Source organism: Ralstonia sp. Ralssp135 (genome assembly GCF_047304345.1).
Taxonomy (GTDB): domain Bacteria; phylum Pseudomonadota; class Gammaproteobacteria; order Burkholderiales; family Burkholderiaceae; genus Ralstonia; species Ralstonia chuxiongensis.
On sequence record NZ_JBGLYZ010000001.1, the window covers coordinates 298,555 to 318,372 of the forward strand.

Here is a 19,818-nt window from a genome sequence, read left to right on the forward strand (position 1 = left end):
AGCTCAAACGCCCCCCGGCCCTGACGCACCCGCCGCATCCGCGCTGACGTTCTAGCGCGGATGCGCGTGCGCGCGCTCGCCCGGATGCTCATGGCGGCGGCGCTCCTGCGGTTCCGGCGTCGGCCGGCGCGGAGTGGGTTCGGTCTCCGCGCGGGCGCGCGGGCCCGTGCGGACGGCGGTGGTAAGTGTCATCGGCATGGCGAGCCCTTCCCTTTCAACGTTACTGGCCTGGCTTCGAGCTACCGGGGTAGGAATTTCCGGTGGTCGTTGCGGCGTCATTGCCCCCCCGCCTGCACGCCCGAGTGCGACATGTCGCCCGCGCTGTTGGTACCGCCCGGCACGGTCGAATTCGATTTCGATTTCTTGTGATGGCGATACTTCTTGTGCATGGGCTTGCTGGTGTCGTTGCCGCTCCCTGCGGCGGGGGCCGCCTCGCTGCCGGGCATCGCTGTATTGGCTGTGCGGTCGGCAGTCGAAGACGGCGGGTCGGTGCGCTTGCCCGGCGCCTTGGTGGAGTTGCTGGATTCCTGGTTGTCGACCGGTGCGGTCGTCGTCTGGGCGACGGCCGTGCCGATGCCAAGCCCGAAGATGGCGCTGGCGAGGGCAGCGGTCAGGAAACGTGTTCGCATGTGGTTTCTCCTGGGATGTGATGCTCGATAAGAAGGCGATGGAAGCGCACTGCGGCGCGTCTCCCGCCTTCGTCGCAGCAACGCATGTACCTGCGGTGCCACCCATCTGCACCCGCGCACGCAGCCCGCAACCGCCGCTGGCGCTGTCATGTGCCGGCAACAATGGGCATATAAAAACGACATGACCATGTAGAAACGGCGTGCCAGCCGCCCGTAAAGCCTTGTGGCGACTGGCTTTGTTGACATGGCATACCCTTTGCATCGATGCGGTGACCGGTCGACGTAATTGTCGACGCCCACTCACCAAAGGAGGCAAGGCGAATGGTCAAGGCCGCTCTGGAAATGCGTGCGAAGCAGCATCTCGCGCTCACGCCACGACTGCAGCAATCCGTCAAGCTGCTGCAGTTGTCTGCAACCGAATTTGCGCAGGAAATGCAAGAAGCGCTCGCAAGCAATCCGTTCCTGGAAGAGGTCGAGCAAGAAGCGGGTGCGCAGCCCGATGCTGCACGCACCGGCGACATTGCCATTCCTGCCGATCGGGACAGCGCCGCGGCCGATCACACGCCTGCAGACGATGCACCGCTGGAAACCACCACCAGCGCCATTGAAACCGACCCGACGCTGGCCGCATCGGAAGATTTCCCCACCGACTTCAGCACCTACTACAGCCATGGTGGCGGTCACCATGGCGACGGTGAAGACAGCGACATCGGCGAATGGGTGCACTCCACGCCGAGCCTGCGCGAACACCTGCATCAGGAGTTGCGCAGCTATCGCCTGTCAGAGCGCGACTGCCTCCTCGCACAGACGCTGATTGAAGCGCTGGACGACGACGGTTACCTGCGTCAGTTGCTCTCCGAGTTGATTCCGCTGGCGCCGGTGGAGCCGCCGCCCACCGAGAAGGAAATGCAGATTGCGCTGGCGCTCGTGCAAAGCCTGGACCCGCCGGGCGTGGCGGCGCGTGATCTGGCGGAGTGCCTGCGCCTGCAGATCGAAGCGCGCCCCGCCGACACCGAGGCCGAAGAACGCATCCAGGAGATCGCGCAAGACATCGTGCGCAGCCACCTGCCCCGCTTGGCCAAGCGCGAACTCACGCAAATGCGTCGCGCGCTCGCCTGTACCGAAGAGGAGCTGCGCGACGCCTGTGCCCTAATCCGCATGCTGGACCCGCGCCCGGGGCTGCGCTTTTCGCAAGCGCATGCGGGGTACATCGTGCCCGACGTGATCGTCGCCAAGATCAAGGGCAAGTGGGTTGCCGTGACCAACCCGGCGGTGGCGCCGTGCGCGCGCGTCAACAAGGTCTACGCGGAGTTGTTTGCCCAGACGCGCGGCCACAATCGCACGCCGCTGGCGCACCAACTGCAGGAAGCCCGCTGGCTGATCCGCAACGCGCAGCAGCGCTTCGCCACCATCCAGCGCGTGGCCGAGGCGATCGTCGCGCACCAGAAGCACTTCCTGGAATACGGCGAGGTGGCCATGAAGCCGCTGGTGCTGCGTGACGTGGCCGAAGAGCTTGGCCTGCACGAATCGACCATCTCGCGCGCGACAGGCAACAAGTACATGGCCACGCCGCGCGGCATCTTCGAGTTCAAGTATTTCTTCTCGCGCCAACTGGCAACCGACACCGGCGGCGCATGCTCGGCCGCGTCGGTGCGGGCGTTGCTCAAGGAGATGATTGAAGCTGAAGATGCGGACGCACCGCTCTCCGATGTGTCGCTCGCCAAGATGCTCGCCGAGCAGGGCGTGATCGTTGCGCGCCGCACAGTGGCCAAGTATCGCGGGCTGATGCGCATTGCGCCGGCGGAAATGCGGCGCCAGGTCTGACGCGCCCCGCCATCGACAGGAGTCCCGTGCGCAAGCTGCCCACCGATCATTACCCGCACCGCGATAACGGCGATGCGACCACTGCGTCCTTGCATCTGGCCGACGTGACGATGTTCTGGGCGGCGGAAAGCGGTGGCGTCAAACGCTACCTGCGCGCCAAGCACGACTTCCTGCGCTCCACGCACTGGCGGCACACGTTGGTCGTGCCCGGCACAGCGGACGACGCTACCAATGAGATCGCCGTGGTGCCGGGTGTGCCGCTGCCGCTGTCGCATGGCTATCGCATTCCGCTGCGCACGGGGCCGGCCGTGCGAGCGCTGTGTGCATTGTCGCCAGACCTCATTGAAGCGGGAGACCCGTACCGGCTGTCATGGGCGGCGGTGCATGCCGGCGCGCAGCTGCAGGTGCCGGTGGCGGCGTTCTATCACTCCGATCTGCCAGCGTTCTTCCGCCGCCTGGGCGGCCCGCCTGCCGAGCTGGCCGCGGCCGCGTACGCCCGCAAGCTGTATCCGCACTTCGATACGGTGTTCGTGCCCAGCCGTTACATCGCGCAGAAAGTGGCCGACCTGGGTGTGCAACGCATCGAACTGCAGCCGTTGGGCGTAGACACGCGCTTGTTCCATCCCGCGCGGCGCTCGCTGCGCTGGCGCGAACAACTCGACCTGCCGCGCGATGCACGCGTGCTGCTGTACGTCGGCCGCTATGCGCCTGAGAAGAATCTGCACGTGCTGTGCGACGCGGTGGACAAGCTGGACGACGGCAGCGTGCTCGTCACCATCGGTTCGGGCCCCACACCGCCACGTGGCAAGCACGTACGCGCACTCGCATATGAAGGCGACACGCAGCACCTGGCCGCCGCCATGGCAAGTGCCGATGTGTTTGTGCATGCGGGCGATCAGGAAACATTCGGCCTCGTCGCATTGGAAGCGATGGCCAGCGGCGTGCCGGTCGTCACCTGCGCGGCCGGCGGTTTAAGCGAGCTGGTGAACGAGCGCGTGGGCTATGCCGTGCCGCGCTGCCGCGCTGACGATTTCGCGCAGGCACTCCAGGCGCTGCGCCAGCGCGATCCGGTCGCATTGGCGCATGCGGCACGCCGCCATGCGATGCAATACGACTGGCAGGCCGTCCTGCCGCAACTTCTGCAACGCTACCGCGCGCTACTCGGCCGGCAAACCAGCGCCGCTGCGCAGACAACTCCACAACCGGCTCGCGAGCCCGTGCGTGCTTCGCGCGGCCGGTAACCCTGATCGATCGACTCTGTTCATCATGTCGCGCTATCTCATTCTTGCCATGCACGATGTCACGCCCGCCACCTGGCCTGCGTGCAAGGTGTTGCTCTCTGCGTTGGATGAGGTGGCGCGCGTACCCAAGTCTCTGCTGGTCATTCCGAACTTCTATCGCGGCCCGACCGCGCGCAGCAGCGAGCGCTTCTGCCGCGTCATGAGCGAATGCCTGGCCGAGGGCGATGAGCTTGTCCTGCACGGCTATGCGCACCTGGACGACCAGCCCCCCGGCGGCGTGATCGACCAACTGATCCGCACCCGCTATACCGCGGGCGAAGGCGAATTCTCTGCCATTCCGCTGGCGGCGGCGCGCGCGCGCATTGAAGCTGGAGCTGCCTGGTTTGCCGCCAACGGCTGGCCGCTGCATGGCTTTGTCGCCCCGGCGTGGCTGATGAACCGGCCAACCTGGGAGGCGCTCGACGGCCTGCCGCTGCGCTATACGACCACGCTGCAGCGCTTCTTTTTGCTGCACCCCCGGCGCCCGCTCAAGGCGCCATGCCTGACGTACAGCGTGCGCTCGCCAGCGCGCCGGCTGGTGTCGCGGTACTACCTGCGCTGGCTGGCGCAGCGGCACGCGGAGGCACCGCTACTGCGTCTGGGCCTGCATCCGGCCGACGCGGCGCATCCCGACGTCATCCGCCATTGGCAAGAGCTGCTCGCTGCATGCCTGGAGACGCGCACGCCCGTTACCAAGAACGGCTTTGCGCAGGTGCTGGCCCAAGCCTGGATGGGCGGCCCGGAAACCACCGTCGCCGGGCACGCACAAACGTCGTATTGAGCGCGGGCGCTAGAACAGCCACACCGACAATCCGCCGATCAGCATCCCGAGGCCAGCACCCGCCAGCACGTCGCTCGGATAGTGCAGGCCGAGCACGACGCGAGAGACGGCCACCATGAGCGTAAACGGCACGAGCGCCAGCGCCATGCGCGGGTAATACGCCGCCATCACAATGCTGAACGACACCGCATGCAGCGTGTGGCCCGACGGAAAGCTGAACTGATCGAGCACGCGCCCGCACAGGTGGATCTCTTCGCAAGAGAGATAAGGCCGGGGCCGGCACACGCCGCGCTTGAGCAGGATGTAGATGACCAGCGAGAGCAGCCCCGTCAGGCCCATTTGCTTGGCGCATTCCCAGCCGGTGTCCCCGCCCACCACGGGCAACGCCGCCATCAACGCATACCAAAGCATGCCGTCGCCAAGGCGACTGACACCACGATAGAAGCGCATGGCCGACGCATCGCCGGCCACGTGATTGAGCGCCACGGCGAGCTGCCGATCGCGCTCGCGCCAGCGCTTCCAGTCAGGCCAGGCGTGGGTCGCCATGGTAGGCCTCCCCGTTGGTGGCAGCGTCGTGCAAGGCGATGAGCGCGGCTTCAAAGCGTTCGAGCACGCGCGGCCAATCCAGCGCCTGCGCTGTCAACCGGGCCGCTTGACCGAGGCGTTGCCGCAAGCCGGCATCGGTGGCGAGTGTGACGGCAGCCTGCGTGAACAACGCGGCATCGCCGACGGGCGCGAGCCAACCGTTCTCGTGGCTGCGCACGTGCATGCCGGCCGCGGCGGTATCGAACGCCACCACGGGCAAGCCGCTGGCCATCGCCTCGACCACCACGTTACCGAAAGTTTCGGTCACGCTTGGAAAGAGAAACACGTCTGCCGATGCATAGTGCGCGGCCAATGCCTCGCCATGCTGCGTGCCTGCAAAGATGGCATCGGGGCAACGACGGCGCAGTGCGTTGCGTTGTGGACCATCGCCCACCATGACGAGGCGTGCCTCGGGCACGCGCTCGCGCACGGCATCAAACGCATCCAGCGCGACACTCAGGTTTTTTTCCAACGCAAGACGCCCCACCGCGAGCACGACCGGCGTGTCGGCGTCAGCCCCCCATTGCGCACGCAATGCGTGACTGCGGGCTTGCGGCGTGAACCTGTGTGCGTCCACGCCGCGCGTACTGACGGTCAGGCGCTCGAAATCGAGGTCGCTTAACTGCCGCTGCAGTTCGCGCGTGGGAACGAAGGTGCGATCGGCGCGATTGTGAAACGAGCGCAGATAGGCGCGCACCAGCGTTACGGCACCTTCCCACGCGTAGTGGCGGCCGTACTCGTCAAAGCGCGTTCTGAAATCGGAGGTCACGGGCACACCAAGGTGCCGCGCAGCCCGAATGGCCGACCAGCCGAGCGGTCCTTCCGTGGCGACATGCACAAGATCGGGTCGGTAGGCGCCCCACGCACGAAGCAACCGCCTGCGTGCGGGCAGACCCATACGCAAATCCGGATACAGCGGAATCGGCACGCCAGGAACGCGGAGCGTGTCGTCCGCCAACGCAGGCTGGCCGGCGTCGATGGCACGCTGGCGCGGGCGCACGACCATCACGTCATGCCCGCGCGCCTGCAAAAATGCCACGGTGCGCGCGGCAGTAAGCGATACGCCGTTAAGTTCCGGCGGCCAGGTTTCGGTCACATAGGCAATGCGCATGGGCCGATCAACCTTTGTGCTCATCGCGGCTGTGCGAGGGGCCGCCCATCTGGCCTCGTTTGTGAGCAAGGTCGTCTGCGCTGCGGTTGGCGACTTGGCGATCGCTGTCGTCGCGGTTGGCCGCATGGCGCTCGCGCACGACGCGTTCTACACCGGGGGTATTGTGCAGATCGGTGTCGAGCTGACCGCTTTCGATGTCGCGCGCGGCCTGCTCGACATCGCTGCGCGGGGCGGAACGTTGCTCTTCAAGGTGTTGGTCGCGCTCGTGCGGCAACCGATCTGCCGAGCCCGACTCTGCCTTGCCCTGCTCCGGCTTGCCGAGCATCTTGTCGATGTTTTCAGCGTTTCGGCCCGCGCCTGGCGCACGCGGCGGTGTCGTACCTGCCGGCCGTTCGCCGCGCTCATGCGAGCCGCGTAAGGTGGGGCGTAGTCGGTTCATGGTGCCCTCCTGCGGACGTGATCTGGTTGCCTTGCGCACCGCAACCACCGTGCCCACAACCCACGCGCGCATGCTGCAATCGACAAGACCTGCACCACCGCTGCACAACGGCGCGACGGAAACATTGGAGCGTACCCACGCATCTGCCGGCGTCGTGGCGTAGTCGTTGCGTAAGCGTTACATGCGCGCTTGTAACGCTTGCTGCGCAAAGTGACTCTTGTGCAATCAGCGAGGAAGCCGCACGCGTTCCGAGCGACGCGTCGGGCGGCCGCGCAGTCGGTCCAGTAACCGCTGCGACACACCTGCCGGCGCGTCAGTGGTGCCGAGCAGCGTACCGAGCGGACGCAGCCGATCGACGTGATCACATACCACCTTGATCATCGCCGTGATCGACGTCCCAAGCAGCAAGCCCCACAGGCCCCACAGCCAGCCCCACAGCAGCAGGCCGATGTAGACCACGCACGGATCGAGCTTGGACGCCCGGCTCTGCAGCCACGTCACGAGCAGCGTGCCGACCAGCGTGGCCAGCAGCAGCGTGACGCCTGCCACGACAAGCGCATCTGACCACGCGCCCATCTGCAGGTATGCGCCAATGCCGCTGGCCACGGCAATCACCACCGAACCGAGATACGGCACAAAATGGAGCACGGCGGTCGCGAGCCCCCAGACCGCCGCGTCTTCCATGCCGAGCAGCACAAAGGCCACCGTGGTGAGTACGCCCAGCACGATGTTGGTTGCAAACAGCACCAGCAGCGAATACTGAATCTGTGTGCCGATGACCGCCATCATGCGCACCGCGCGCTTCTTTTCGCTCAATGTGTTGCCCACCGCGCGCACCCATTTGCGCTTGAGCGCCTGGCCAGACGCGAGCAGGAAGTAGACGAGAAACGAGACCACGACGAGTTGCCCCACCAGCGCGAAGAGGTTGGCGGAACCCGTCCATAGAAACTCGCGCAGCGGCAGCACCGGCTGCGCCGCAGGAGCCGCGACTGCAGGCGACCGTTTGGCAAGCGCCGGTGCCGGCTTGCCCTGCACGCCTTCGGCGGCGTGCTCGAGCGCGACGGTCACTTCGCGCATCTTGTCGAATGCGCCGCCCATGTGCCCGCGCATACCGTCGACGGCTTCTGCCATGCGCTCCGCGGCCAACGGCAGCCGGGCCGCCATGGCAGAGACCCCGTCTTGCATCCCGAAGACCAGCACTGCACCGGCAATCCACAGGCCGAGCACCACGATGGCCGCTGCAATGGGGCGCGGCACATAGCAGCGCCGCAACCACACGACCACCGGGTTCAGCGCAAACGCGAGCACCACGCCAAGGGTGAACGGCACCAGAAACGCGCGTGCCCATTGCAGAAATACCAGGGTGCCGCCAATGGCCACCAGCACCATCGCCACGCGCCAGGCCGGCTGCCGCAGCCCGTCGAGAAGGCTGCCGTGCAGCGGTTCCGGCTGCGTGGGGGGTGGAGTGAGTTCGGCTGGCATGGCAGAGAATGTGGTTCACCGTTCTCTGCGCAAAAGTTGTGCCTTGGGGCGCCTATGAAGTCGTGGAAACAGGCATGGCAAGCATGCGCAAGGTGCGCACCAAATCGTACGGCGACACAGGCTTGATCAGGTGTTCCTGAAAACCGGTGGCCAATGCCTGAGCACGATCGTGCGGTTGTGCAAATGCGGTCAGCGCGATGGCGGCCATCGGCGCAGCGCCGGTAGGAAGGTGTTCGTGTTCCCACGCACGAATTCTCTGCAGGATCGCGTAGCCGTCTTCATCGGGCAGCGCGATGTCGCAGACCACCGCCTGCGGGCGGCCTGCTTCGCCTCGCGCGCTCCAGACGTCGAGCAGCGCCATCGTCTCGTGGCCGGAGCCCACGCTGCCGACTTCCGCACCGACTTGCGTGAGCAGGGTGGCCAGCGCGTCGCGCGCGTCCTCCTGATCGTCGACCAGCAGCACGCGCAGGCCCGCCAGTGAGGGCAACGGCCCAGTGCGCTCGGGGTCTTCAGCCAGCGGTGTGATCAGATCGGCGCCGGCATGCAGCGGCAGATATACGGTGAAGGTGGTGCCTTGCTGGTCGCCCTCACTGCGCGCATACACGCGCCCGCCATGCAGTTCGGTCAAGCGCTTGACCAACGCCAGACCCAGTCCGAGGCCGCCCGTGCGCCGCGTGTGCGCGCCGTCAGCCTGACGGAATGGATCGAACAGATACGGCAGGAACGCCGGCGCAATCCCCCGGCCGTTATCGCGTACGACAATGCGCGCCACCTCGCCCAGCAGATCGGCCGACAGCCAGACCTCGCCACCTTCCTGCGTGAACTTGATGGCGTTGGTCAGCAGGTTCCACACAATCTGCTCGACACGATCGGCATCGCCGTCAATCTCGTGATCGTTCAGTTCGATGGTGGTGTGCAGCGTGATGCGGCGTTCGGCTGCCAGCGCGTGCACGCTGTTGAGCGCGCTTTCCAGCGCCGCGCGCAGCACGAATGGCTCGCGTGTCAGGCGCAGCTTGCCGCTCATCACGCGCGTGGCGTCTAGCAAATCTTCAATCAAGCGCACCTGCTGCTCGACGCCGGTCTTGATGCCCGCTAGCGCCCGCTGCATGAGCGGCGCACCGCCTGCGATCTGGCTCTCCAGCACATACGCCCAGTTCTGGATGCCATTGAGCGGCGAGCGCAGTTCGTGCGACACCACTGCCAGGAACTGATCGCGCGCCAGCGCTGCGGCCTCCGCTTGTGCACGTGCGGCTTGTTCGCGCAACAACAAGGCATCGCGCTCGCGCTCGGCCTCGGTACGTTCGGTCACGTCGTAAATGATGAGCAGCGCCGATTCCATCGCACCATTCCGGTCGGCTTCCGGAATGACGCGCGCGTTGTAGTGCGCAATGCGCGGGCGTCCGTCCCGCACTTCGAGATGCAGCGCGAGCGTCTGTTCCGCACCCAGGGCGAATGCGCGGCGCGCAGCGTCCTCCAGCGGAAGGGTGACGTCAACGGAAAGGGACGATGCAGCCAGCGTCTTGCCAATCAGCCCGGCAGGCGTCACGCCAAACGCTTCGGTTACGGCGCGGTTGACATATACGCAGCGCAGTTCGCGATCGAGCCGGGCAATCACGTCGGGCGCGTTCTCGACCAGCGTGACGAATTCGCGCTGATGGCGAAAGCGCTCGTGCTCGGCCTCCTTTCGCTCGGTGATGTCTTCCACCACGCAAACGAGCGCCTGCACGCTGCCGTCCGGACCGTGCTGCGGCGAATACGCGGCATGCACAAAGCGGCGACCAACATCGTCCGGGTAGGACAGCTCCATTTCAAATTCGACGCGTTGCCCCGCGAATGCATCGCTCAGGTATGGCAGGACGCGCGCGTACGCGGCCTCGCCCATCAGTTCGCGCAGATGGCGCCCCAGCACGTCTTCGTGCCGAGCGCCAAAGCGCTCTGCATAAGCGCGGTTTGCAAAGCGCACGCGGTGCTCGGGGTCGATCTGCACAAGCGGAAACGGCACGCTTTCGGTCAGCCATTGCAGCTGGAATTCCGACTCGGCGAGTGCCGCCAGGGTCTGCTGGCCCTGCGGCACGTCTTCGACCACGCCGACGGCGTGGGCGGATGCACCGTCGAGGCTTGGCATGAGGTAGCCGCGCTCACGAACGCGGTATTCGCGCGTTTGGCCGTCGTCGGTGCCGAGCCAGCGGTATTCGAGGACGAACTCCTGCCCCCGCGCCAAGCCCTCCCAGGCGGCACGCAGGGCGATATGGTCATCCGGATGCACATGGACGAGCCAGCGGTCGCGGATACCGCACAACGAATCGGGCTGCACGCCCCACGTCTGCGCCCCGGCGCTCACGTGCAGACGCGTACCCGTCAACGGATCGTCTACCCAGAACACATCAACCTGCTTCCTTGCGGCCAGTGGGGTACGCGTCTCGCGCGCGGCGCGCACGGGTGCCGACCAGCCCGTTACGGATTCACTCATTGCGCCCTTCGTTAGCAGTTTTCATTCCCGGGGCACCGCGAAAAAAAATGCGGTGCCGCAGCACCGCATCATAGGGCGTGGAGCGAAGTTACTGCGAGGGCAATTCAGAAGCTGTTTGCGAAGCGCCGTTGGCCTGGGCCACGAGCACGCGAATCGCGTTCGGTGTAACCGCGCCAATACCCCCCGCCGGCAGCGTGGTGATCAGCCAGTCGGCGTTGTTGGCCAGGCTGAAGGGCTGCGAGGTGAAGATGATGTTCTTCGTTCCCGCCGTCGCCACGCGCACCTGGTACGTGCCGCCATCGACGTAGATCGAATCCTGCGTGCTGGCGGGCGCCGCGCCGCCATACGCGGCGCCGCTCATGGTCGGCGCAATGGCGGAAAGATCCACATTCGGCGCGGTCACGTAGACGTCGACGTTGGGGGCGTTGTACGAAGCGTTGAAGGTGCGCACGCGCGCCTTGTCCGACAGGATCGACTTGTTGTACGGATCATCGATCAGCGCCAGGCTCGTCGCAGAACCATTGGCACCCACGATGGCCAGCGCCGTGTAGCGGTGACCGTTTGCGGGCGTGAAGCCGGTCGAGGCCAGCGGCGTACTGCTGCCCGTGTTCGACACCGTGGCCGTGCTGGCCGTCGCGTCGATGCCGAAATAGTTGCTGACGTTCTTGAAACCGACATTGGTGATCTTCGTGGTGCCGTTCACACCAAAGTCAACGTTGCCGATGAACGGGTTGGCGTGCACCGTGCGGTATTGCGGCGAGCTGGTACCGATGATCTGCCCGATGTCGTCGTCACCGCCGCCGCATCCGGCAAGCACGCCCAACGAACCCAGCGCCAGCACGGCGACAATCTTCCTGATCTGTATCTTCATTCTTGCACCTCGGAGGGAGAGTCTTTTCATGAATCGGGCCGCATACATCGCTCGCCCATGTACGTTGTTGTCAACTTGTGGAGCCGAAGATAAACGCACACATTCCGCGCGCCTATCGAACCGGTTCCGATCGTTTTGTCGGATGCGTCCGACATACGAAGCGACGTTCCCGCATTGAGCACGGCGCGTGCCCATCGCAGTTGAATGACCACTCCAATCGGGTCTCACGACCTGGGCGTGGAGGCGGATCGCTATACTTGCGCGATCCGTTTTTGTCTTCGTGCGCCACACACGCTCCGCATGCTCGAACCGCGCCCGGCTGATACCGTGCCCCTTCCCGATAACGCCGCTTCCCAGGCCGATCTGCAGGCTTTCCCGCAAGAGCGCGAACGCGTGCAGGCGTGGCTCGCTGCGCGCGCTTCTGGCGCCCGTGCGGTGAGTGCTTCCACGCTGTCGCAGTACCGCGTGGAAGCCGAGCGCGTGTGCTGGTACGCGCGCACGTTCGGTAAGCCGATCGCAAGCTGGCAGCGCGACGACGCGTCGGCCTATTTGCGCTTTTTGCAAGAACCGCCTGCATGGGCGATCAGTGCGCGCGGCATTGAACGCGACGATGCCAACTGGACGCCACTGCGCGGCCCGCTCTCGGCACGTTCCACACGGCAAAGCGGCATCATCGCGGCGAACCTCTGTGGCTGGCTGCAGCGTGCGGGCTATCTGCGCGTGAACCCGTTTCTCGATGACGATGCGATCGTCATTACCGTGCCTGCGCCAAGCGCGCCTGCAACCAGATCCGTCGCGGCATCCGAGCCGGACACGGCGCTGAGCGCATCAGACATGGCATTGATGATCGATGCCGTGCGTGCGCGTGTCGCCTTGGGCCGTGAAGCGCGCTTGCGCCAAGCGCGCGATCACTTCCTTGCCGTGCTGCTCGCACAGGCGGGCATACGTGTATCGGAGCTGGTGTCCGCCCGCATGGGCGACGTGGCGCTGCACGCCGTGCCGGCAGAGCACGCGACATCGGATGCATTGCTGCCGACGTCGGTCTGGCTGCTGGCGATCGGCACAGGCCGCTCGCAGCGCTGGCTGCCATGCGACGCGTTGATGTCTGCGCTGCGCGAATACCGTGCGGCCTTTGGCCTGTCGCCGCTGCCGCTGCCGAATGAAGCCACGCCGCTGCTGCTGTCGGTGCGCAAGCGATCGCCGCGACGCGCAGACGGCACCATCATCGACTCGCCCGCCCTGCGCCGCGACTTCGGCGAGCGCAAGGGCATCGCCTCGCGTTCGCAACTGCTGCTCATCGTCAAGGCCATGCTCGGCGAAGCCGCTGAGTACGCTCGCGCCATGGGCCACGCCGACGCGGCCGTCCGCTTGGCGAATGCGTCGTTGCGCGGCGTGCGCGGCGCTCATTTGCGCGAGCGGCTTGCGGCCGGTGAGGCCGCAGCCGACATCGCCCATGCGCTTGGCCTTGCCGCCCTGCCAAGCGCTTCCGTGCGTGCACGCGAAGCCGATCTGGCCGCCAGCATTGCTGACGCAGCCCGCAAACTGGCCCTGCCGTCCGCCTGACATTCCTCCACACATCGCGCAGAAACGGGTACGCACCGCCTGCGCAGATGCCGTATTCACGCATTGTCGGAACCAATTGTCGACGCGATTCGCGCGACAGTTGTCGCTTACGTCGTCCGCAGAATTGGGTACGCTCCGCCGCTGAATCGTCGACGGTGGCACGCAGAAACGGGTACGCTCGGCTCCGAAATCGCACGCAGAAACGGGTACGCTTTGGCGCAAATGCTCCCAAAAAAAACGCGGACTCGAGAGTCCGCGTTCATTGTGCGTTGCCTGAAGACCCTGGAGCTCAGTGCCCGCCCGACAGATAGAAGAAGCGGAATAGGAACACCGCCGAGATGATCCACACGATGATCGGCACCTCGCGCATGCGCCCCGTGAACAGCTTCAGCCCCGAGTACGTGATGAAGCCGAACGCGACGCCGTTGGCGATCGAATACGTGAACGGCATCATCAGCGCGGTCAGCACGGCCGGCACGGCTTCGGTGGTGTCTTCCCAGTTCAGATCCACCAATTCGCGCAACATCAGGCACGACACATACAGCAACGCGGGCGCCGTCGCGTAGGCCGGCACCACGCCAGCCAGCGGCGAGAAGAACAGACACAGCAGGAATAGCACCGCCACCGTCAGCGCCGTCAGCCCCGTACGGCCGCCGGCCTGCACACCCGAAGCGCTTTCGATATAGGCGGTGGTCGACGACGTGCCCAGCAGGGAGCCCGCCATGATGGCCGTGCTGTCGGCCAGGAGCGCCTTGTTCAGGCGGTCCATCTTGCCCTGCTTGAGCAGGCCCGCGCGGTTGGCCACGCCCATTAGCGTGCCGGTCGCGTCAAACAGCTCCACCAGGAAGAACACCAGCACCACATTCAGGATGCCCACCGACAGCGCGCCCATGATGTCGAGCTGCATCAGCGTGGGCGCGAGCGACGGCGGCATCGACACCACGCCGTGGAAGGTGTTGCCCGCAAAGAAGAAGCTCGCTGCCGTCACGGCCAGAATGCCGATCAGGATGGCGCCCTTCACGCGCAGATGGTCCAGTGCCACGATCACGAAGAAGCCGATCACCGCCAGGATGACCGAAGGCTGGTGCACATCGCCGAGCGTCACGAGCGTCGCCGGATTCCCGACGATCAACCCCGCACCACGCAGCGAGACGATGCCCAGGAACAGCCCGATACCCGCCGTGATCGCCACGCGAATCGAATGCGGAATCCCGTTCACGATCATCTCGCGAATGCGGAACACGCTCACCAGCAGGAACAGGCAGCCGGAAATGAACACCGCGCCCAGTGCCGCCTGCCACGTGAAGCCCATGCCCTTGACCACCGCGTACGCGAAGTAGGCGTTCAACCCCATGCCCGGCGCCATCGCGATCGGGTAGTTCGCGTACATCCCCATGATGATCGTGCCGATCGCCGCGGCGATGCACGTGGCGACAAATACCGCGTCGTGCGGCATGCCCGCGTCAGCCAGGATGTTCGGGTTGACGAAGATGATGTACGCCATCGTGAGGAACGTCGTCAGCCCGGCCAGCACTTCCGTGCGGACGTCGGTCTGGTGTTCCTGGAGCTTGAAGGTGCGCGCGAGCCAGGTCATTCAGGTTGTCTCCTCTTGTTGTGAAGTGTCATCGCTGGCCGACGCCGTCCTGCGCCTGGCTCCCCCGACGCACGCCCACCACGGGGCGAGGCTACTCTTAGCAAGATTCCGGCACCCCCAAGCGGCGCGGTCGAAATACTGTTCATGCGAATCGAATGATGGAAAACGCGCCGGCCAAGTGCCACGCCGGCGCACGGGATGCGCATGATGCCCGAAACGCCGGGCGTGTGCACATCGCCTGGCAAGCCCTATCGCCCAGGCAGCGCAGGACACGACTCCACCAGCAAACCGTACCCGTTTCTGCGAAATCCCGATGCTACGCGGCCTGCGTGGCGACGGGCGTACCCGTTTCTGCGCTGGACTCCGCAGAAACGGGTACAACTTGTCCCGAAGAGGGCACGCGTAATGACAGGTAAAGGCGTACCTGTTTCTGCGAGCCCTTGAAGAACAAGACCGTACCCGTTTCTGCGCATGGTCGCGCCCAAGGCCCGGCCCAAAGCGAACCCGTTTCTGCGGAAGAAGCCCCGGGGCTGGCTGTACCCATTTCTGCGTGATCCTCCGCAGAAACGGGTACGCCTTATCTGCACGCTGCCTCGCCAAGCCCTTGGCTAATAAGGCTTTTTACCCGCAGAAACAGGTACGGCAGCTAGAACGTTCCGCCCCGAGGCATCGCCAAACAGCATCCCCTCGTCCAGGTTTCAGCGATGAAAGTTCAGGATTCTCCCGTCTTAAGCAGCAGGCTTGATGATCTGCGGGCACATACTGTTTGCGAGCCACCACGCAGAAACGGGTACGCGTGAATCCTAGGCGGGCTGTCAGAAGCGTGCGCTCGCTTTCATGGAATGGTCTGTAATAAGGAGCGCCAAAAAATCACCAGAATCGGCAGGCGCGCAGATTTGGGTACGCCAGCACGTGCAGAAATTACCTTGATCCACGCAGAAACAGGTACGCTTCGACAGCGAGCAGGCTGAACCGGTCTCAAAAGTCATCAAGTCGGCCGCAGAAACGGGTACGCACGTGCAGAAACGCATCGAACGGCGTCGTCCGACCTCAGTTTTCTGTGGATAACACTGTGGACAACATGATGTTGTCCCCGCAGATTCCGGTACGCCCAATGCGCAGAAGCGGGTACGGTTTCGCGCAGAAGCGGGTACGCCATCGCGCAGAATCTGGTTCGCACGTCCGCAGAATCTGGTTCGGTTTGCCCCCTTAAACCCAGTACTGGCAAGGCTTTGCGGGCCGCGTATACGGTTTACCTGTAGTAAACGTAGAAGGTATATATAGCTTGTAGTGAGGAAAGGTCTTCCGTGGACAACCTTAACGGTTGCCCACCGATGCCCTTCCCGCGACAACGAGCAAAAATAAGAAAACGTACCCGATTCTGCGTGACAAGGCGAAGGCGTTTTAGTACAAAGGCTCTGAACAATTCTTGCCCACCATGGTCACCAAACGCCTTACACCCAATGGGAAACCGGCCGACGAATCGCCCGGCCGCATCATCGTCCCCTCGGGAGGGCAAGTCATTGCCGCGCCAGAGAAGTTTCAGCGCCTGTTCGACGAAGCACAGGCGATGGAACGGGAAGACGCTTGGCAAAGCGGCGAGGTTGGCTTTCTCAGCCGCGCCAGCGTGCAGGTCACCCTCCCCTATCGCGCTCCCAAGGGTGCGCCGCCGGTCTGGACGCGTTCCAGCGGCAACATTTCGCTGATGATTCAGCCGGGCTACTTCACGCAGCAGCGTTCTGAACGGGCCAGCAATGGGCGGCAGCGCATCGTCTCCGAGACGGTCTCTTTCGGCTATCCCTATGGCTCGTATCCTCGGCTCATGCTGGCCTGGATCGGCAAGGAAATCATGGCCAAGAAGAAGCGCGGCGAATTCCAAGGCACGGTGGAAGACCGGCGCATTTCGCTGGGCAACTCGTTGTCCGAGTTCATGTACAACCTGGGCATCCCAATGGCCACCGGCGGCAAGCGTGGCACCATGACGCTGGTCCGCCAGCAGATGATCCGCTTGTTCTCTGCCACGATTGCCATCGTGCAAAACAAGTCGGCGCCCAGCAGCCAGAATCAGAACCAGGAACCACTGTCGATCGATCGCATCGGTTACCTGCTGGCCGATCAATTGTCGACGTGGTGGGATCCAATGCAGCCGGGCCAGGGTTCGATGTTCGAGAGCTTCGTGGTGCTGTCAGAACCGTTCTTCAACGAACTCGTGAATCGCCCTGTGCCGGTGGATATGCGTGCGTTGAAGGCGCTCAAGCAATCGCCGTTTGCGCTGGATGTGTATTCGTGGCTCACATACCGCTTCTTTACGATCCAGAAGCGTACAGAGATCCCTTGGGAAGCGCTGCAGATGCAATTCGGTACTGAGACCGAAAGCGAGCGGAAATTCCGTGCGTTGTTCCGCAAGGCGCTGAAGGACGTGCTGGTTGTCTATCCAGACGCGAAAGTCGATGCTGACTCGTCCAAGGCCTTGATTCTGCAGCCATCGCGTACCAGCGTGCGGAAGCTGGCCTGAGGTACGCAAAAGCGCTGGACAAAAAAAGGGGAGCAGATGCTCCCCTTTTTCATCTCAGGCGATCAGCCTGAAACTTATTCCGGCTTGATCGCCGAGGCTTGCAGACCCTTCGGGCCTTGCTTCACCTCGAAGGTGACCTTCTGGCCGTCCTTCAGGGTCTTGAAGCCCGAACCCTGAATTTCGGAGAAGTGCGCGAACAGATCTGCGCCGCCGCCGTCCGGAGTGATGAAGCCGAAGCCTTTGGTTTCGTTAAACCATTTGACAGTACCCGTGGCCATGCAAAAATTCCTTTAAAAAACAAAAAACACGTCGTCCAGCCGATCCGGACATCGCACGAAGAACCGGCTGATTCCGAATCTTGCGTAGACAAAGTCTTCAGACGACTGTCTGAGCATCATAACCAGTTTGAGGCAGAGTGTCGATGGGCGGCATTTTCGCAAAATGTCGCTTTTATGCATCCCACTGGTAAACACCTACAAAGCCTGTAAATGCTGGGGTGAACGCAGAAAGTTATGCGTTAAAGACCGCATTTACATCTCAGTTTAGGTGAATTGAAAACCACCTGACCGGCCCCTTTTTTGATGAGGCCCTTCGGATGAAATTTGTATGAATTGAAATTTATCGAACTTGTGTTTTTATGCGGTCTTCCCTAAGATGAGCGCTGCTGACTTTCAGCGCTGAAAGTGGAGGGCCAGTGAGCGCCAAGATCGTAACGGTATTCAATCAGAAAGGCGGATGCGGCAAGACCACGGTCAGCATGCACATCGCCGGAACCCTTGGTTTGCGGGGGAATAAGACGCTGCTGGTCGATATGGACGAGCAAGGAACGGCCACTCGGTGGGCCGCTCAAGCGCCTGAAGACAAGCCCTTTCCGGCTTCGGTGATCGGTTTAGCACCGTCTGGCGGCGCAATGCACCGAGAGGTGCGCAAGTTTGTGGCGGACTACGATTACATCGTCGTCGATTGCCCTCCGGCGGTCCACTCACCGTCTTCGTCAAGCGCTCTGCTCATCTCCGATATTGCGTTGATCCCCGTAGTGCCGTCGCCCCCCGATCTGTGGGCTGCTGTGGCCGCCAAAGCCTTGGCTCAGCAGGCTCAGGTGACCAACGAGACACTGCGTATTCGCGTACTGGCAAACATGGTTCAGCGGCGTGTCTCGCTTGCTAAGCAAGCAATTGAGATTCTTGGTGATGATGGTGATATTCCTTTGATGGATTCAATGATCGGCTCGCGCTCTGCATTTCGTGAGTGCCAAGCGATCGGTGCGACGGTGCACGGGGTGCCGGGCGCCCGGGAAGCCGTTAGTGAAGTCGACATCTTGATCGACGAGGTGTTGCAGTTGTTGCAGGAGGAACGTGTATGAGCGCGAAGTTGAAATCGCTCAAAGACGGCATGCTGGCCGGCATTGCCGCAGAGAAGACCAAGGCGACACCGGTTGATCGCTTTGCTTTGGCGGAAAAAGCGATTACATCGCACCCCCGCGGGCTGCTTGGGCAAGCGGCTCCTGCCCCTGCTTTCAGCGCTGAAAGTCCCGCACCTGCAAATACTTCTGAACGCAGGGTGATCAAGGTTCCGCTGGAACGGCTGCAGGAAAATCCGCTTAACGCCCGCCGCATCTACGATCCGCAGATCGTTCAGGAGCGGGCGGCATCCATCGCTACGCATGGTCAGCAGACGCCAGGGTTGGCGGCGCCAGACCTCGCACGGCCGGGCTGGTATGTCCTGATCGACGGTCACTACCGTAAGCGCGCCTTGGCCGCCGCTGGGAAGGCCGAGATGGACTGCTTCATCGAAGACGGCCTGTCCGACATCGATTTCTACCGTCTGTCCTTCGTCTTGAACGAGCAGCGTTCTGGCCAATCCGTGCTGGACAACGCCATCGCATGGCGGCAGCTGCTAGATGAAGGAAAAGTTAAAAAAGAAGAAGATATTTGTGAGATTACCGGCGTATCCGCGGGAACGGTCAACAAGACGTTGGCATTGCTGAAACTGCCGGAGTCAGTGCTCGAAGTCATGAAGGAACGACCGGCTGGCATCGGTATCGCGACCGGATACGAGCTGACGCTGTACTTCAAGAGCGCGGGCGAAGACCGCACGCGTGAGCTGGTACATCGCGTCCTGGAAGAGGGGCTCTCAAGCCGCGACGTGGAGCAGATCCGCAAGGTGGCTCAAGAAGGGCGTACCCGCAAGGTGAAGGAAGTCAGCCGCCAATATAAGATTCGAAGCGCGGAAGGTGATCTTCTCGGCACAATCAAGGAGTGGGATTCCGGAAGAGTGATGCTCGATGTGAAGCTCGGAGATCGTGCCGCCCGGGAATCGCTGGTGGAAGCGCTGAAAAGCCGATTTGGCCTGGATGTCGCCCTACTGTAGTTTCGCCGCAGGTTTGTTTACTAGAAGCGCCCCATGGGGCGCTTTTTTTTACCCTGATTTCGGGCTCGGAAGCCATATCGGAGCGTAGAGCGTACCCGTTTCTGCGCCGGCTCAACGGTGTCCGGTGTACCCCATCGAAGGGCTCGTTTCCCGGCCCGCTCGGCACCGAATTGAGTGGATTCCCCCTTCAAAGGGGATGTCTATGTTTCAAGACTCGACTGCAATTACACATACACCAAATGTAAATAATGACCTGTAACGCTGATTACTTGAGGTTTTTAACCCTTCATGTACACTACATGGA

17 protein-coding genes are annotated in these 19,818 nt (G+C 63.3%); 7 read left to right on the forward strand and 10 right to left on the reverse strand.

The genetic code is table 11. The features are described 5' to 3' along the window. Positions 1 to 51: 51 nt before the first annotated feature. Positions 52 to 198, reverse strand: a complete 147-nt coding sequence (locus ACCD03_RS01365) for a hypothetical protein (protein WP_316675490.1) — start codon at positions 196 to 198, stop codon at positions 52 to 54. A gap of 77 nt (positions 199 to 275) precedes the next feature. Beyond that, positions 276 to 629, reverse strand: coding sequence for a hypothetical protein (locus ACCD03_RS01370; protein WP_413410604.1), 354 nt, complete (start codon positions 627 to 629; stop codon positions 276 to 278). Between the two features lie 321 nt (positions 630 to 950). On the opposite strand from ACCD03_RS01370, the gene ACCD03_RS01375 reads away from it, so the two are divergent. From ACCD03_RS01375 to ACCD03_RS01385, 3 genes are read left to right on the forward strand one after another with little or no spacing between them, the layout of a single operon-like run. After that, positions 951 to 2,453 (forward strand): RNA polymerase factor sigma-54, encoded by a 1,503-nt coding sequence (locus ACCD03_RS01375; RefSeq protein WP_413410605.1) that lies wholly within the window; start codon positions 951 to 953, stop codon positions 2,451 to 2,453. A gap of 26 nt (positions 2,454 to 2,479) precedes the next feature. Continuing rightward, entirely contained in the window at positions 2,480 to 3,694 is a 1,215-nt protein-coding gene (locus ACCD03_RS01380) for a glycosyltransferase family 4 protein (protein ID WP_260781572.1), read from the forward strand. 25 nt (positions 3,695 to 3,719) lie between these two features. Next, positions 3,720 to 4,514, forward strand: a complete 795-nt coding sequence (locus ACCD03_RS01385; protein ID WP_413410606.1) for a DUF2334 domain-containing protein — start codon at positions 3,720 to 3,722, stop codon at positions 4,512 to 4,514. Between the two features lie 9 nt (positions 4,515 to 4,523). Here ACCD03_RS01385 and ACCD03_RS01390 read toward each other — a convergent pair whose 3' ends face one another. From ACCD03_RS01390 to ACCD03_RS01415, 6 genes are all read right to left on the reverse strand, one after another. After that, a complete protein-coding gene (locus ACCD03_RS01390; RefSeq protein ID WP_024978053.1) occupies positions 4,524 to 5,060 on the reverse strand; it encodes a phosphatase PAP2 family protein in 537 nt (178 codons plus the stop codon). Beyond that, positions 5,038 to 6,210 (reverse strand): glycosyltransferase family 4 protein, encoded by a 1,173-nt coding sequence (locus tag ACCD03_RS01395; RefSeq protein ID WP_413410684.1) that lies wholly within the window; start codon positions 6,208 to 6,210, stop codon positions 5,038 to 5,040. Before ACCD03_RS01395 ends, ACCD03_RS01390 begins: the two co-directional genes overlap by 23 nt. A gap of 7 nt (positions 6,211 to 6,217) precedes the next feature. Then, positions 6,218 to 6,649 carry a hypothetical protein gene (locus tag ACCD03_RS01400; protein ID WP_413410607.1) on the reverse strand — a complete coding sequence of 144 codons (432 nt, stop codon included), beginning with the start codon at positions 6,647 to 6,649 and terminating at the stop codon, positions 6,218 to 6,220. A gap of 225 nt (positions 6,650 to 6,874) precedes the next feature. Continuing rightward, entirely contained in the window at positions 6,875 to 8,131 is a 1,257-nt protein-coding gene (locus ACCD03_RS01405; protein WP_316675475.1) for an AI-2E family transporter, read from the reverse strand. 52 nt (positions 8,132 to 8,183) lie between these two features. Continuing rightward, a complete protein-coding gene (locus tag ACCD03_RS01410; protein WP_413410608.1) occupies positions 8,184 to 10,601 on the reverse strand; it encodes a PAS domain-containing protein in 2,418 nt (805 codons plus the stop codon). A gap of 88 nt (positions 10,602 to 10,689) precedes the next feature. Beyond that, a complete protein-coding gene (locus tag ACCD03_RS01415; RefSeq protein ID WP_253540851.1) occupies positions 10,690 to 11,472 on the reverse strand; it encodes a DUF4397 domain-containing protein in 783 nt (260 codons plus the stop codon). 300 nt (positions 11,473 to 11,772) lie between these two features. Here ACCD03_RS01415 and ACCD03_RS01420 point away from each other — a divergent pair, with 300 nt between their 5' ends. After that, entirely contained in the window at positions 11,773 to 13,035 is a 1,263-nt protein-coding gene (locus ACCD03_RS01420) for an integrase (protein ID WP_413410609.1), read from the forward strand. Positions 13,036 to 13,324: 289 nt separating this feature from the next. Here the strand turns inward: ACCD03_RS01420 and ACCD03_RS01425 are convergent, their stop codons facing one another. Next, positions 13,325 to 14,629, reverse strand: coding sequence for an NCS2 family permease (locus tag ACCD03_RS01425; protein WP_413410611.1), 1,305 nt, complete (start codon positions 14,627 to 14,629; stop codon positions 13,325 to 13,327). 1,438 nt (positions 14,630 to 16,067) lie between these two features. Here ACCD03_RS01425 and ACCD03_RS01430 point away from each other — a divergent pair. Then, positions 16,068 to 17,144: a replication protein RepA gene (locus tag ACCD03_RS01430; RefSeq protein WP_045205615.1), complete on the forward strand. Its 1,077-nt coding sequence runs from the start codon at positions 16,068 to 16,070 to the stop codon at positions 17,142 to 17,144. 74 nt (positions 17,145 to 17,218) lie between these two features. On the opposite strand, the gene ACCD03_RS01435 is transcribed toward ACCD03_RS01430, so the two are convergent. Continuing rightward, positions 17,219 to 17,422 carry a cold-shock protein gene (locus ACCD03_RS01435; protein ID WP_004632415.1) on the reverse strand — a complete coding sequence of 68 codons (204 nt, stop codon included), beginning with the start codon at positions 17,420 to 17,422 and terminating at the stop codon, positions 17,219 to 17,221. A gap of 416 nt (positions 17,423 to 17,838) precedes the next feature. Here ACCD03_RS01435 and ACCD03_RS01440 point away from each other — a divergent pair, with 416 nt between their 5' ends. Together ACCD03_RS01440 and ACCD03_RS01445 are read left to right on the forward strand one after the other, a co-directional pair. Further along, the gene (locus ACCD03_RS01440) at positions 17,839 to 18,507 is read left to right on the forward strand and encodes a ParA family protein (RefSeq protein ID WP_045205614.1); all 669 of its coding nucleotides are present in this window, start codon (positions 17,839 to 17,841) and stop codon (positions 18,505 to 18,507) included. Continuing rightward, complete coding sequence (locus tag ACCD03_RS01445; RefSeq protein WP_045205613.1) at positions 18,504 to 19,514, forward strand: ParB/RepB/Spo0J family partition protein; 1,011 nt, start codon at positions 18,504 to 18,506, stop codon at positions 19,512 to 19,514. Before ACCD03_RS01440 ends, ACCD03_RS01445 begins: the two co-directional genes overlap by 4 nt. Positions 19,515 to 19,818: the final 304 nt, after the last annotated feature.